This window comes from Citrobacter sp. Cpo142 (genome assembly GCF_030332425.1).
In the GTDB taxonomy this organism is placed as follows: Bacteria; Pseudomonadota; Gammaproteobacteria; order Enterobacterales; family Enterobacteriaceae; genus Citrobacter; species Citrobacter portucalensis.
On sequence record NZ_JAOWHW010000102.1, the window covers coordinates 46,363 to 60,253 of the forward strand.

General features: G+C 52.8%; 14 protein-coding genes and 1 pseudogene. 4 read left to right on the top strand and 11 right to left on the bottom strand.

All coding sequences use genetic code 11. The features are described from left to right. Position 1: 1 nt before the first annotated feature. Complete coding sequence (gene nrdR, locus OGY18_RS06360) at positions 2–451, bottom strand: transcriptional regulator NrdR (RefSeq protein ID WP_003021571.1); 450 nt, start codon at positions 449–451, stop codon at positions 2–4. 153 nt (positions 452–604) lie between these two features. Between nrdR and OGY18_RS06365 the strand changes: the two genes are divergently transcribed. Beyond that, entirely contained in the window at positions 605–1,144 is a 540-nt protein-coding gene (locus OGY18_RS06365; protein ID WP_003830983.1) for a SadB/YajI family lipoprotein, read from the top strand. A gap of 298 nt (positions 1,145–1,442) precedes the next feature. Continuing rightward, on the top strand, positions 1,443–2,306 hold the full coding sequence (locus tag OGY18_RS06370) for a nucleoside-specific channel-forming protein Tsx (protein ID WP_003021561.1): 864 nt from the start codon (positions 1,443–1,445) through the stop codon (positions 2,304–2,306). Between the two features lie 45 nt (positions 2,307–2,351). On the opposite strand, the gene OGY18_RS06375 is transcribed toward OGY18_RS06370, so the two are convergent. From OGY18_RS06375 to queA, 7 genes are all read right to left on the bottom strand, one after another. Next, complete coding sequence (locus tag OGY18_RS06375) at positions 2,352–3,044, bottom strand: helix-turn-helix transcriptional regulator (protein WP_032942528.1); 693 nt, start codon at positions 3,042–3,044, stop codon at positions 2,352–2,354. A 23-nt stretch (positions 3,045–3,067) separates the two neighbouring features. Further along, complete coding sequence (locus OGY18_RS06380) at positions 3,068–3,433, bottom strand: VOC family protein (protein WP_003021554.1); 366 nt, start codon at positions 3,431–3,433, stop codon at positions 3,068–3,070. A gap of 170 nt (positions 3,434–3,603) precedes the next feature. Beyond that, a complete protein-coding gene (secF, locus tag OGY18_RS06385; RefSeq protein WP_003021550.1) occupies positions 3,604–4,575 on the bottom strand; it encodes a protein translocase subunit SecF in 972 nt (323 codons plus the stop codon). Positions 4,576–4,585: 10 nt separating this feature from the next. Continuing rightward, positions 4,586–6,433, bottom strand: coding sequence for a protein translocase subunit SecD (gene secD / locus OGY18_RS06390; protein ID WP_003021547.1), 1,848 nt, complete (start codon positions 6,431–6,433; stop codon positions 4,586–4,588). A 27-nt stretch (positions 6,434–6,460) separates the two neighbouring features. After that, a complete protein-coding gene (gene yajC / locus OGY18_RS06395) occupies positions 6,461–6,793 on the bottom strand; it encodes a preprotein translocase subunit YajC (protein WP_003021544.1) in 333 nt (110 codons plus the stop codon). A 22-nt stretch (positions 6,794–6,815) separates the two neighbouring features. Next, entirely contained in the window at positions 6,816–7,943 is a 1,128-nt protein-coding gene (gene tgt / locus OGY18_RS06400; RefSeq protein ID WP_063941300.1) for a tRNA guanosine(34) transglycosylase Tgt, read from the bottom strand. 209 nt (positions 7,944–8,152) lie between these two features. Continuing rightward, positions 8,153–9,217 carry a tRNA preQ1(34) S-adenosylmethionine ribosyltransferase-isomerase QueA gene (gene queA, locus OGY18_RS06405; protein WP_286552303.1) on the bottom strand — a complete coding sequence of 355 codons (1,065 nt, stop codon included), beginning with the start codon at positions 9,215–9,217 and terminating at the stop codon, positions 8,153–8,155. Between the two features lie 90 nt (positions 9,218–9,307). Between queA and acpH the strand changes: the two genes are divergently transcribed. Together acpH and OGY18_RS06415 are read left to right on the top strand one after the other, a co-directional pair. After that, positions 9,308–9,889 carry an ACP phosphodiesterase gene (acpH, locus tag OGY18_RS06410; protein ID WP_032942524.1) on the top strand — a complete coding sequence of 194 codons (582 nt, stop codon included), beginning with the start codon at positions 9,308–9,310 and terminating at the stop codon, positions 9,887–9,889. Positions 9,890–10,057: 168 nt separating this feature from the next. After that, positions 10,058–10,660, top strand: coding sequence for a peroxiredoxin (locus OGY18_RS06415; protein ID WP_003021524.1), 603 nt, complete (start codon positions 10,058–10,060; stop codon positions 10,658–10,660). A 121-nt stretch (positions 10,661–10,781) separates the two neighbouring features. Here OGY18_RS06415 and OGY18_RS06420 read toward each other — a convergent pair whose 3' ends face one another. The 3 genes and pseudogenes from OGY18_RS06420 to OGY18_RS06430 form a co-directional block, all read right to left on the bottom strand. Next, positions 10,782–12,650 carry an amidohydrolase gene (locus OGY18_RS06420; RefSeq protein ID WP_063941299.1) on the bottom strand — a complete coding sequence of 623 codons (1,869 nt, stop codon included), beginning with the start codon at positions 12,648–12,650 and terminating at the stop codon, positions 10,782–10,784. A gap of 21 nt (positions 12,651–12,671) precedes the next feature. After that, positions 12,672–13,217, bottom strand: coding sequence for an antibiotic biosynthesis monooxygenase (locus tag OGY18_RS06425; protein ID WP_003830975.1), 546 nt, complete (start codon positions 13,215–13,217; stop codon positions 12,672–12,674). Between the two features lie 173 nt (positions 13,218–13,390). Beyond that, positions 13,391–13,819: pseudogene (locus OGY18_RS06430) on the bottom strand (isochorismatase family protein); the annotation flags it as partial. Between the last annotated feature and the right edge of the window lie 72 nt (positions 13,820–13,891).

Consider the following 13,891-nt stretch of genomic DNA (forward strand, 5'->3'; position numbering starts at 1 on the left):
CTTAGTCCTGTAGGCGAGCAATCTCTTCGCCAAATTCTTTGATATCTTCGAAACTCCGGTAGACAGAGGCAAAGCGGATGTAGGCGACTTTATCGAGCTTTTTCAACTGCTCCATCACCAGGTTGCCAATCATCTTACTCGGCACCTCACGCTCGCCCGTCGCACGCAGCTGTGATTTGATATGGTTTAACGCCATTTCGACGTCATCTGCGCTGACAGGCCGTTTCTCAAGCGCTCTGAGCATGCCGCTGCGCAGCTTTTCTTCATTAAAGGGTTCACGCACATCGTTGCTTTTCACAACGCGCGGCATGACAAGTTCAGCCACTTCAAAAGTGGTGAAACGTTCGTTACAAACCAGACACTGCCGACGGCGGCGTACCGAGGAGCCCTCGCCTACAAGACGAGAGTCAATTACCTTAGTGTCTACGGCGAAACAGAATGGGCAATGCATACGGCGTCCTGTACCTCAGTGGTTAACAGAATCTATTTTACCCTGAACTGCCGTGACAACAAAGGCGCTGCGCTTTTGAGACAAAGGATCGATGCCTTCGTGCTCAGTGCACACTACCATTATGCTATCGCGACAATGAAGGAAGTAATCACAATGACAAGACGTTACCTAAGAATTCTCCTGGTGGGAAGTCTCTTTAGTCTTAGTGCCTGCGCACAGCAAAGCGAAGTACGCCAGATGCATCAAAGCGTTAGCACGTTGAATAAAGAGATGACGCAGCTTAATCAGGAAACGGTAAAAATTACGCAACAAAATATGTTGAATGCAAAATCAACCAGCGGCGTCTATCTGCTACCGGGTTCCAAAACCCCGGCACGACTGGACAGCCAGATTGGCACCTTACGCATGTCGCTGGTGAACATTGCACCGAACGCCGATGGTACGCGCCTGACGCTACGGATTCAGGGTGAATCCAACACGCCTTTACCCGCTTTTAGCGCCACCGTCGAGTACGGGCAAATTCAGGGCACCACGGACAACTATCAGGAAGTGAACGTTCATAACCAGTTGGTCAACGCTCCGGCGAGTATTCTTGCTCCCAGCGACGTAGACATTCCGTTACAGATAAATGGCCTCACTCCAGATCAGTTAGGATTTGTGCGCATCCACGACGTCCAGCCTGTTAGCCAATAAACTTTTTTGCGGAACGTTTTGTGCGTTCCGCAACATCACTCTGCTCCATTTTGTTACTCCCCTGACATAACCGATATTTCTGGTAAAACTTGGCAACATTCATGGGAGCCAGTACAATTCGCCGCCTAAAGTACGCAAACGTGAACGCAATCGATTACGTAAATGATAGAACTGTGAAACAAGACATATTTTTGTGAACAATGATTTTTATAATAGGCTCCGAAGAATTACGAAATATTTAGAAACGCAAATTGCGCATTTTTCACTCCCGAAAGGGATTTCAAACAGTGGCATACATATGAAAAAAACATTACTTGCAGCCGGTGCAGTGCTGGCGCTCTCCTCGTCTTTTACTGCCAACGCAGCAGAAAATGACAAACCGCAATATCTGTCCGACTGGTGGCACCAGAGCGTTAACGTGGTGGGTAGCTATCACACCCGTTTCTCCCCGAAACTGAACAACGACGTGTATCTGGAATACGAAGCGTTTGCTAAAAAAGACTGGTTTGACTTCTATGGCTACATCGATATTCCGAAAACCTTCGACTGGGGTAACGGCAACGATAAAGGTATCTGGTCTGACGGTTCCCCGCTGTTTATGGAAATCGAACCGCGTTTCTCCATCGACAAACTGACCGGTGCTGACCTGAGCTTTGGTCCGTTCAAAGAATGGTATTTCGCCAACAACTACATCTACGATATGGGTGATAACAAAGCCAGCCGCCAGAGCACCTGGTATATGGGTCTGGGTACCGATATCGATACCGGTCTGCCGATGGGTCTGTCTTTGAACGTGTATGCTAAATACCAGTGGCAGAACTATGGCGCATCCAACGAAAACGAGTGGGATGGCTACCGTTTCAAAGTGAAATACTTTGTGCCGATCACCCAGGTTTGGGGCGGCCAGTTGACCTACATCGGCTTCACCAACTTCGACTGGGGCTCAGATTTGGGTGATGATCCGAACCGCACCAGCAACTCTATCGCGTCCAGCCACGTCCTGGCGCTGAACTACGATCACTGGCATTACTCCGTCGTAGCGCGTTACTTCCATAACGGCGGCCAGTGGAAAGGTGGAGATACCCTGAACTGGGGCGAAGGCGATTTCAGCGCGAAATCTACCGGTTGGGGTGGTTACCTGGTCGTAGGTTACAACTTCTAATCCAGACAATGTTTCGCAGACAAGCCAGCTTAACCGCTGGCTTTTTTATGGCTGGTCTTCACAGCGTACTTTACGCAAAAAGTCACTTAGCGAGCGATCTGCCGATTCGCGAAAATGCCTGTCGAGTGGCGTAATCTTCAGACATCGATCAACGCGAAAGCAACGATAATCGTCACGCTTCTCGCACCAGCCAACCAGCAGCCAGTGCTCGCCCCAGAAAAATAATCCCAGCGGCTGAACGTCGCGCCAGGAGAGGTTCCCGGACTCATCGCGATAATGCAGCGCCAGCACCTGCTGTGCTGAAACCGCGCGATGTATGAGATCGAAGGCACTACGTGAATGCGGCTGATTACCAAAATCTGGCGCGAAAATCCGCGTTTGCTCGGCTCTGCGCCGACTCTCTGGCGGCAATATCGCCAACACTTTTTCCTGCGCGGATTCCAACGCCTGTGAGAGTGAATCCCCACCCCATGTTTTCAGCAACCGAATCGCTACCATCAATGCTTCTGATTCGTGATGCGTTAACATCAACGGCGGTAGATCAAACCCGGCCATTAAGCGGTATCCGCTGCCCACTTCGCCTTCAATAGGCACGCCGGATAAAGAGAGATCGCGGATATCGCGATAAATCGTCCGTTCAGAAACCTCAAGACGCTCTGCCAGCAGCGCCGCCGTTGTCACTCGCCTGCCACGCAGGATTTGCACAATCTGAAACAAGCGGTCGGCGCGTCTGCTCATTTTAATCCTCAGTGCTGAAAATATTACGCGGGTTGATGTAAACCAACACGATTGCCTTCGCTGTCAGTAAATAGCGCAATCGTACCAATGTCCTGCCCCAGTTCGAGTGGGCCAAACACACACTGACCGCCAGCAGTGGCGACGCGTTCAAGCGTTGCAGCCAAATCGTCCGTATGCAGATAAATAATAGCGCCCTGCGCTGAAGGCGTAATACCATCAAATTTAGCCAGCGCCCCGCCGGGAGCGGGATCCTGATGCGGAAATACGGCGAGCTCAGCGCAGTCCATGTTCTCCCTACGCAAAGAAACCTGCATCACTGGCTCATAAAAAGCGATGGCGCGATCCATTTGTGCCACGGGGATTTCAAACCAATTAATTACGTTGCTCATACTTCCTCCTGCCTGTGTGGGTAATCTCAGGAGGACTATAAGACAGGGCTACTGACAGCATACTGTCAGTAGTGTGGCGACAGGAAAAGATAATTACCTGTCGCTAATTCACAGGCAAAAAAAATCCCGACCTTGCGATCGGGATTCCAGTATCTTCACTCCTGGATGGGTTAAGGCAGAATCGACGGTTGATCCGCCCCTTCTTTCTCGACCTTCTGCTGCAGCATGTGCTCACGCTTCATACCCAGCTTCAGCGCCAGCGCCGATGCCACGTAGATAGAAGACGCAGTACCGATAGAAACACCGATCAGCATCGTCAGCGAGAAGCCTTCCAGTACCGGACCACCGAACAGGAACAGCATCAGAATAACCATCAACGTTGTACCGGACGTAATCAACGTACGGTGCAGCGTTTGAGTCAGTGACACGTTAAAGATTTCGTAAGGCGTACCGCGACGAATTTTGCGGAAGTTTTCACGAATACGGTCAGATACAACGATACTGTCGTTCAGCGAGTAACCGATTACCGACATCAGTGATGCGACGATAGTCAGGTCAATCTCGATATGGAACAACGACAGGATCCCAAGTGTGATAATCACGTCGTGCGCCAGCGCGATAACTACCCCTGCCGCCAGTCGCCACTCAAAACGGAAACCGACGTACACCAGGATGGAGATCAACGCCGCCATCAGCGCCATCGCACCGGTTTGCGCCAGGTCTGCACCCACGCTCGGACCCACGAATTCAATTCGCTTCACCGCGGCGTTTTGGTTGGTGGATTCGTTAATCACACTCAACACTTTACTACCCAGCACCTGACCGCCGTCTGCACCTTCAGTTGGCGGCATACGTACCATAATGTCGTGGCTGCTGCCGAAGTTCTGCAGAAGCGGATCAACGAAGCCCGCTTTCTCCAGCGCATCGCGCATCACGTCCATATCGGCCGGTTTTTCCAGCGTGATTTCAATAACCGTACCACCGGTGAAATCGAGACCCCAGTTAAACCCGCGTACGCCCATCACCACGATGGCCGCAATCAGCAGGAAACCTGAAATGCCGAAAGCCCAGTAGTCCCAGCGCATAAAGTCCCAGACTTTACGGCCGTGGTTCAATTGTTCAACAGTATATTCCTGTGCCACTTCGCACTCCTCAGATTGACAGCTTTTTGACGCGCTTGCCGCCATACAGCAGGTTTACGATGGCACGTGTACCGACAATCGCGGTAAACATCGACGTCGCCACACCAATACCGGTAGTAATCGCGAACCCTTTAATTGCCCCGGTGCCCACTGCGTACAGGATGATGACCTTGATCAGCGTCGTAATGTTCGCATCAAAGATGGAGCTAAATGCGCCCGCATAACCTTCATTGATGGCCTGCTGCACCGAACGCCCGTTACTCAACTCTTCTTTGATACGTTCGTTGATCAGTACGTTCGCATCGACCGCGACAGCAAGGGTTAAGACGATCCCCGCAATCCCCGGCATACTCAGCGTAGCACCCGGCAGCAACGACATAATACCGACAATCAGCACCAGGTTAGCAATCAGCGCACTGGTCGCAATCAGACCGAACTTCTTATAGAAGAAGATCATGAACAGGATAGACACCACCAGACCGGCCAGACATGCTTCCAGACCCTGTTTAATGTTCTGCATACCCAGGGTTGGGCCGATGGTACGTTCTTCAACAATCTGAATTGGCGCAATCAACGCACCGGCACGTAACAGCAGGGAAAGCTGGCGTGCTTCGTTCGGGTTGTTGATACCGGTGATACGGAAGCTGTTACCCAGACGAGACTGGATATTGGCGATGTTAATCACCTCTTCCTGTTTCACCAGTACTGCACGACCGTTAGCATCTTTCTTACCGCTGTCTTTGTACTCCACAAACAGGGTCGCCATCGGCTTACCGATGTTGTCCTTAGTGAAGTTGGACATGATGTTACCACCTGCGCTATCCAGCGAGATGTTAACCTGCGGCTGATTGTATTCGTCCTGGCTGGAAGTAGAGTCGGTGATATGGTCACCGGTCAGGATCACGCGCTTGTACAGCACAACCGGCTGACCTTCACGAGACTGTTTCACTTCCGAGTCACCCGGTACACGCCCGGATGCCGCAGCGGACTGGTCAACGTTGGTATTTACCAGACGGAATTCCAGCGTCGCGGTTGCGCCCAGAATTTCTTTCGCACGCGCGGTATCCTGAATACCCGGCAGTTCGACCACAATGCGGTCAGCACCCTGACGTTGTACCACCGGCTCAGCAACACCCAGTTGGTTAACACGATTACGCAGAATGTTGATGTTCTGCTGTACCGCGTATTCACGGGCTTCGCTCAGGCGCGCATCGGTCATTACCGCACGCAGAGCATTGCTGCCCTGGCTGGAAATAACCAGATCCTGGTGACGTTTGCTCAGGTAAGAGATAGCTTCATCACGGGCGCTGCTATCACGGAAAGTGATGCTCAGACCGTAGTTATCTTCTTTGCGAACAGTAGTATAAGGAATGCCTTTTTCACGCAGATCGCTGCGCAGGCTATCGATATTTTGTTCCTGCAACTTACTCAGCGCGGTGTCCATATCCACTTCCATCAGGAAGTGAACGCCGCCACGCAAGTCAAGACCGAGTTTCATCGGTTCTGCGTGAATGGCAGCCAGCCAGCGTGGGGTTGCCGGAGCAAGGTTAAGCGCCACGACGTACTGATCGCCCAGTACGCCCATTAATACTTCACGTGCGCGCAGTTGGGTATCAGTGGAGTCGAAGCGCGCGAGAATAGCACCCTCTTCCAGAGCCACAGACTTAGGTGTGATTTTATCTTCTTGTAACGTTTTCTGGACCTGGATCAGCGTTTGCTCACTGGCGGCGGCACCGCGCACGCCAGTGATTTGAACAGCCGGATCCTCACCATACAGGTTGGGAAGCGCATAGAGCAGACCGACGACAATAACGACGATCAGCATGACATACTTCCACAAAGGATAACGGTTTAACACGGCAGTTCCCTTTGGGAAAACAATAAATTACAGCGCCTTCATGGTGCCTTTCGGCAGAACGGCAGCTACGAAATCACGTTTGATAACCACTTCAGTGGTGTCGTTCAGCGCGATAGCGATGTAGCCAGATTCTGCTACTTTAGTCACGCGACCCACCAGACCACCGTTAGTCAGTACTTCATCGCCTTTCGCAATGGAGTTCATCAGGTTCTTGTGTTCTTTGGTACGCTTTTGCTGTGGGCGCAGGATCATAAAATAGAAAATCAGACCAAACACCACCAGCATCAGAATCAGAGACATCGGGCTGCCCTGCGCCGGAGCACCTGTTGCCGCTACCGCATCAGAAATAAAAAAGCTCATTCAAATTCCCTCATTATTAAAATTAATCAACGTTCACAGGTGGAACTGGTCTACCCTGACGTTGGTAAAAATCGGTCACGAAGCTCTCTAATTTACCCTCTTCAATAGCCTTGCGTAAACCCGCCATCAAACGCTGGTAGTAGCGAAGGTTATGAATCGTGTTGAGTCGCGCGCCCAATATTTCGTTGCAACGGTCGAGATGATGCAAGTAAGCGCGCGAATAATTGCGACAGGTGTAACAATCACACTCAGCATCGAGCGGACTGGTGTCGCTTTTATGTTTCGCGTTACGAATTTTTACCACGCCGTCAGTCACAAACAAATGACCATTACGGGCATTTCGCGTTGGCATCACGCAGTCAAACATATCGATACCGCGACGCACGCCTTCAACCAGATCTTCTGGTTTGCCGACGCCCATCAGGTAACGCGGTTTATCTGCCGGAATCTGCGGGCAAACATGTTCCAGAATGCGGTGCATATCTTCCTTCGGCTCACCGACAGCCAAACCGCCGACAGCGTAGCCATCAAAGCCGATATCTACCAGACCTTTGACGGAGATATCACGTAAATCTTCGTAAACACTGCCCTGAATGATGCCAAAAAGCGCATTTTTGTTGCCGAGACTATCAAAACGGTCACGGCTGCGCTTCGCCCAACGCAAAGACATCTCCATTGAGCGTTTAGCATAGTCCCAGTCGGCCGGATACGGTGTACATTCGTCGAAGATCATCACGACATCGGAACCGAGATCATATTGAATCTCCATCGACTTCTCGGGATCGAGGAAAATCGGATCGCCGTTGATCGGGTTACGGAAATGCACGCCCTGCTCGGTTATCTTACGGATATCGCCCAGGCTGAACACCTGGAAGCCGCCGGAGTCGGTGAGGATCGGCCCTTTCCACTGCATGAAATCGTGCAGATCGCCGTGCAGTTTCATGATTTCCTGACCCGGGCGCAGCCACAGGTGGAAGGTGTTGCCGAGGATGATCTGTGCGCCGGTTGCTTCAACTTCTTCCGGCGTCATGCCTTTCACGGTGCCGTAAGTACCGACCGGCATAAAAGCAGGCGTTTCTACTACGCCACGTTCAAAAACCAGGCGGCCGCGGCGAGCGCGACCGTCTGTGGTATCCAGTTCAAATTTCATTTTTTCTCCTGCATCAGAGAGACAGTCTGATGATTAAACTTTCCCCACGGAATTACTCCACGGAGTAAAAATATATTAACCCACTGGCGAAGGCGCAATCGGCGCAGCCAGTTTGGGGGGCGACCAGCGCACAGCCACCGGAGCGTACACGCAGTACGAGAGGATGGCGAGCACTGCCCGACATCAAAATGGCAAGTGAGATAGCCTTCTCACGGTCGCTCAGAAATAGCCTGCGGATTGTACGTGATAAACATGGCATCCCCGTAACTAAAAAAGCGATATTCCGCTTTTACCGCTTCATGATAGGCGTGCATGGTGTTTTTATAACCAGCAAATGCGGAAACCAGCATAATCAGCGTCGATTCCGGCAGGTGGAAGTTAGTGACCAGAGCATCAATCACCTGATATTTATAGCCTGGATAAATAAAGATTTGTGTATCGCCGAAGAACGGCTCGATGAGATCGTTTTTGGCCGCCTGCGCCGCACTTTCCAGCGAACGCACGGAGGTGGTACCTACCGCAATCACGCGATTACCGCGCGCTTTCGCCGCCAGCACCGCGTCCACCACATCCTGCGGCACTTCCGCATATTCGGAATGCATAATGTGGTCTTCGATGGTGTCTACGCGCACCGGCTGGAAAGTACCCGCGCCAACGTGCAGGGTGACGAACGCCATTTCAATGCCTTTATCGCGCAGTTTAGCCAGCAGCGGATCGTCAAAATGCAGACCCGCGGTCGGTGCAGCGACGGCACCCGGTTTTTCGCTGTATACGGTCTGGTACAGCTCGCGGTCGGCGTCTTCATCCGGACGGTCGATATATGGCGGCAACGGCATATGGCCGATGGCGTTGAGGATATCCAGCACGCTGCGTTCGTCGTTAAACTCAACTTCAAACAGCGCGTCATGGCGGGCAACCATCGTCGCTTTAATACTTTCGTCGTCGCCCAGCAGCAGCTCGGCACCCGGTTTCGGCGCTTTCGAGGCACGAATATGCGCCAGAATACGTTTGTCATCCAGCATACGCTCGACCAACACTTCAATCTTGCCGCCGCTGGCTTTACGACCAAACAGACGCGCAGGAATGACGCGGGTGTTGTTAAAGACCAGCAAATCTCCAGGGTTGAGCTTATCGAGCAAATCGGTGAAAGTACCGTGCGTCAGCGCGCCCGTCGGCCCGTCCAAAGACAGCAAGCGGCAGCTACTGCGCTCAGTTTGCGGATAGTGGGCAATCAGGGATTCGGGTAATTCAAAGGTGAAATCGGTAACGCGCATGACACTGACTCAGACTAAAATAAGAGGCGGGTAGTCTAGTGCCGGGGCGTTCTCCCTGCAACCTTTACCCCTCTGGATAAACGTTTAACTATGAATTTTCTTGCACATTTGCATCTCGCTCACCTTGCCGATAGCTCGCTTTCCGGCAATCTGCTGGCCGATTTTGTCCGGGGTAATCCGGAAACGCACTACTCGCCTGATGTGGTAGCAGGCATCTTTATGCATCGTCGTATCGATGTGATGACCGATAACTTACCGCAGGTGCGTGAAGCCAAAGAGTGGTTTCGTAGCGAAACGCGCCGCGTCGCGCCGATTACGCTGGACGTTATGTGGGATCATTTTCTGTCGCGCCATTGGTCGGAAATCTCCCCTGACTTCCCGCTGACGGACTTTGTGCGCTATGCCCGTACCCAGGTAACCACTATTTTGCCGGAATCGCCGCCGCGCTTTATCAATCTGAACAACTATATATGGTCAGAGAAATGGCTTGAGCGCTACCGGGACATGGATTTTATCCAGAACGTCCTGAACGGCATGGCCAGCCGCCGTCCACGGCTCGATGCCCTACGCGACTCATGGTATGACCTCGATACGCATTACGATGCGTTAGAAGAACGATTCTGGCAGTTTTATCCGCAAATGATGGAACAGGCGCGGCGTAAAACCCTTTGATCGCAGCCCGCATTGCCCGCCGGATAAGCTGTAGCCGCCATCCGGCAAAAGATTGATAGACAAAACCTGTCTCATTGATTGCCAGCGCCTCTTTGTCTTATTCCCGAACACTCTCTATACTGGCCCGCGTTGCGTTCCAAAAACCCCTTAACTTTGCAGGAGAATTATATGGTACTGGTAACTCGTCAGGCTCCGGATTTCACAGCAGCTGCGGTACTGGGTAGCGGTGAGATCGTTGAAAACTTCAACTTCAAACAGCATACCAACGGTAAAACCACCGTTCTGTTCTTCTGGCCGATGGACTTCACCTTCGTTTGCCCGTCTGAACTGATCGCATTCGACAAACGTTACGAAGAATTCCAGAAGCGCGGCGTTGAAGTTGTTGGCGTTTCCTTCGACTCTGAATTTGTCCACAACGCATGGCGTAACACCCCTGTCGACAAAGGCGGCATCGGTGCAGTGAAATACGCAATGGTTGCTGACATCAAACGCGAAATCCAGAAAGCCTACGGCATTGAGCACCCGGAAGCGGGCGTTGCGCTGCGCGGTTCTTTCCTGATCGACGCTAACGGCGTTGTTCGCCACCAGGTGGTTAACGATCTGCCGCTGGGTCGTAACATCGACGAAATGCTGCGCATGGTTGACGCGCTGCAGTTCCACGAAGAGCACGGCGACGTTTGCCCGGCACAGTGGGAAAAAGGTAAAGAAGGTATGAACGCGTCTCCGGACGGCGTGGCAAAATACCTGACCGAGAACGTTTCCAGCCTGTAATTGGCATGAATCGACGAAAGGCCCGCAAATGCGGGCCTTTTTTATTGTTCGCAGATCAGATAAGCGATTGCGTCACTTTCCGTTAGTATCGCCAGTGACGATACGCTTATCCAAACCACAATTAAAACGCGAAGCAGGAGCAGCCAAGCGCGCCCCAGAAAGCCCGGTCATCTGACACCGGAATCCCCGATTTCCGCGCAATATCATGCTGGTGACCGTGTACACCGCAGCTACCGCAGCACTGGTGCATCTGCACCATTGCGCCAATTTTCGCCGCAGCAGGTGGCGCTGAGCGATAGTGCCCCGGCACCTTCACTACCGGCGACCAGTCCGGCACAACCGGAATGGCTGGCGGTGCCAGCGGGGTGAAATGCCCGGCGGCGTACACCACTTTGCCATCGACAATGGTCATCACCGACTCGATGCCTTTGATCTCTTCTTCCGGCACGCTGAAGTAATCTTTAGACAGCACCACCAGGTCGGCCAGTTGATCTTTCTCGATGCGCCCTTTCTTACCCTGTTCGCTGGAGAACCAGGCGCTACCGGCCGTCCACAGTTCCAGTGCCACATCGCGTGGCAGGCGATTGTTATCATCGTACATCGCCATACCACCAACGGTACGGCCCGAAACCAGCCAGTAGAGCGCGGTCCACGGGTTGTAGCTGGCCACGCGTGTGGCGTCAGTCCCCAGTCCGACCGGAACGTCAGCCGCCAGCATTTTCGCCACCGGCGGTGTATGTTTGACCGCATCTTTACCGTAGCGATCGACAAAATATTCGCCCTGGAACGCCATACGGTGCTGAACCGCTATCCCACCCCCCAGCGCTTTTACACGCTCGATATTTCGTTCGGTAATTGTTTCGGCGTGATCGAAGAACCAGTGCAGACCATTGAACGGGATATCACGATTTACCTTCTCAAACACGTCCAGCATTCGGCTGATGGATTCATCGTAGGTAGCATGCAAGCGGAACGGCCAGCGGTGCTCAACCAGGTGTCGCACCACGCGCTCCAGCTCATCTTCCATACCTTCCGGCAGATCCGGGCGTGGCTGGAGGAAGTCTTCAAAATCCGCGGCCGAGAAAACCAGCATTTCCCCTGCCCCATTGGCACGATAGAAGTCGGTTCCCTGCCCTGGCTTGAGCATATCGGTCCAGCGTTCAAAGTCTTCCAGTTCCTGCTTCGGACGCTGGGTAAACAGGTTGTAGGCAATACGCACCGTCATCTGTTTGTTGGCGTGTAACTGCTCAATGATCTCGTAATCTTCCGGGTAGTTCTGGAACCCGCCGCCCGCATCGATGGCGCTGGTCAGTCCCAGACGGTTCAGCTCGCGCATAAACTGACGGGTCGAGTTAACCTGCATTTCCAGCGGCAGTTTTGGTCCCTTTGCCAGCGTCGAGTAAAGGATCATCGCGTTCGGTTTAGCGATCAGCATTCCGGTCGGGTTGCCGTTGCTATCACGCACAATCTCACCGCCCGCCGGTTCCGGCGTCGCTTTGGTATAGCCAACCGCTTTCAGCGCGGCGCGGTTGAGCAAAGCCCGGTCGTAGAGATGCAGAACAAAAACCGGAGTATCAGGAGCGGCTTCATTCAGTTCTTCGAGGGTTGGCATGCGACGTTCGGCAAACTGGAATTCACTCCAGCCGCCCACCACGCGTACCCATTGTGGCGACGGCGTTCTGTCAGCCTGGTCTTTGAGCATGCGTAGCGCGTCCGCCAGTGACGGCACGCCCTCCCAACGCAATTCCAGGTTGTAATTCAGTCCACCACGAATAAGGTGCAGGTGCGAATCGTTCAGGCCAGGGATCACCGTATGCCCTTGCAGATCGACAACCTGCGTCCCTTCAGCGGTAAAGCTCATTACCCGTTCGTGGCTACCGGTCGCCAGAATCTTTCCGTTGGCGATCGCCACCGCCTCGACCTGAGGACTTTGTCTGTCGAGAGTATGAATTTTTCCGTGAGTCAGAATCAGTGTGGCAGTTTGAGACATAACAATCTCCTGAGATACCGGTCAGGCTTTTTTCAGCCATCCGGCAAACAGACGGGTTACGATGGGCATCCAGAACCAGACCACCAGCGCAACCACAAAGGCATCATTGATGAGATGCAGGAGTAACGAGCCCTTCATTGCAGGCAGCACAATGCCGGTCAACCACGGCACCAGATTGGTGCTTGGAAATATCACCAGCAGGGTTATCAGAAACTGTTTCCAGCGTTTGGGCTGTCGTACATGGGGCGCGGGCGGCGTAAACCAGAATGCTGCTTCGGTGCGAATTTCGGTTTTGTCACCTTCAGCCAGCAGTGGAGCAATCTCTTCGACCAACACGCGGCGCGTATCGGACTGGGTCCAGCTATACAGATGCTCAAGCGTGTCGAAGCGGATAATGATGTTCCACAGGTTGTTGCCATCTGCCGGGCGAATCACGTTCGCCCCGAGATGACCGGGAAATTCAGCCGCTACAGGCATGATTTTCCCCAGCCACTGCTCATACCGCTGCGCCTGCTCAGGTAGCAGAGTGTGAGTAATTACCAACGTCACATGTTTGTTCTGCGCCATGAAGGGTTCCTTGTTGACAGGAAACAGGCCGCTTAGGCCTGGAAAGTAATACACAAAATCATTCATGGTGCATCGAGGCGGCAAGGTTGTGGATCCCCGGCAGCTTACATAAGTGAGTGACCGGGGTACGCAAGCGAAGCCAACAAAGATGCAACATGAAGGATGACGTGTATTTAAGCTTTACGTTCCGGCGCGCCATGCACCATGGTATAGGCATAATCCACGCCCATACCGTAGGCACCGCTGTGCTCGCGTACCAGATCCATTACGGTGTCGTAGGTTTCTTTGCGGGACCAGTCGCGCTGGTACTCGAGAAGAACCTGTTGCCAGGTTACGGGTACGGCACCTGCCTGTACCATGCGGTCGATAGAACGCTCATGAGCATCTACGGACGTGCCGCCGGAGGTATCCGTTACCACATAAACTTCATAGCCTGCCTCCAGTGCCATCAGCGCTGGAAAAGTCAGGCATACTTCGGTCCACAGCGCGGAGATAATCAGTTTTTTACGCCCGGTCGCTTCCACCGCTTTCACAAACGCCGTATCTTCCCAGGAGTTCATTGAGGTGCGTTCAATGGGTTTGACATCAGGATGAACCGCTAAGGAAGGTGCGAACAAGTTCCTGATATGAGATCATCATATTCATCCGGAGCGCATCCCAGAGGGACATCATGA

What these genes read in the sequence shown, in the direction of transcription:
- acpH (WP_032942524.1), top strand. Translation starts at nt 9,308, where the DNA reads ATGAATTTTCTTGCACATTTGCATCTCGCTCACCTTGCCGATAGCTCG.
- OGY18_RS06420 (WP_063941299.1), bottom strand. Translation starts at nt 12,650, where the DNA reads ATGTCTCAAACTGCCACACTGATTCTGACTCACGGAAAAATTCATACT.
- tgt (WP_063941300.1), bottom strand. Translation starts at nt 7,943, where the DNA reads ATGAAATTTGAACTGGATACCACAGACGGTCGCGCTCGCCGCGGCCGC.
- OGY18_RS06380 (WP_003021554.1), bottom strand. Translation starts at nt 3,433, where the DNA reads ATGAGCAACGTAATTAATTGGTTTGAAATCCCCGTGGCACAAATGGAT.
- yajC (WP_003021544.1), bottom strand. Translation starts at nt 6,793, where the DNA reads ATGAGCTTTTTTATTTCTGATGCGGTAGCGGCAACAGGTGCTCCGGCG.
- OGY18_RS06415 (WP_003021524.1), top strand. Translation starts at nt 10,058, where the DNA reads ATGGTACTGGTAACTCGTCAGGCTCCGGATTTCACAGCAGCTGCGGTA.
- OGY18_RS06375 (WP_032942528.1), bottom strand. Translation starts at nt 3,044, where the DNA reads ATGAGCAGACGCGCCGACCGCTTGTTTCAGATTGTGCAAATCCTGCGT.
- OGY18_RS06365 (WP_003830983.1), top strand. Translation starts at nt 605, where the DNA reads ATGACAAGACGTTACCTAAGAATTCTCCTGGTGGGAAGTCTCTTTAGT.
- OGY18_RS06425 (WP_003830975.1), bottom strand. Translation starts at nt 13,217, where the DNA reads ATGGCGCAGAACAAACATGTGACGTTGGTAATTACTCACACTCTGCTA.
- queA (WP_286552303.1), bottom strand. Translation starts at nt 9,217, where the DNA reads ATGCGCGTTACCGATTTCACCTTTGAATTACCCGAATCCCTGATTGCC.
- OGY18_RS06370 (WP_003021561.1), top strand. Translation starts at nt 1,443, where the DNA reads ATGAAAAAAACATTACTTGCAGCCGGTGCAGTGCTGGCGCTCTCCTCG.
- nrdR (WP_003021571.1), bottom strand. Translation starts at nt 451, where the DNA reads ATGCATTGCCCATTCTGTTTCGCCGTAGACACTAAGGTAATTGACTCT.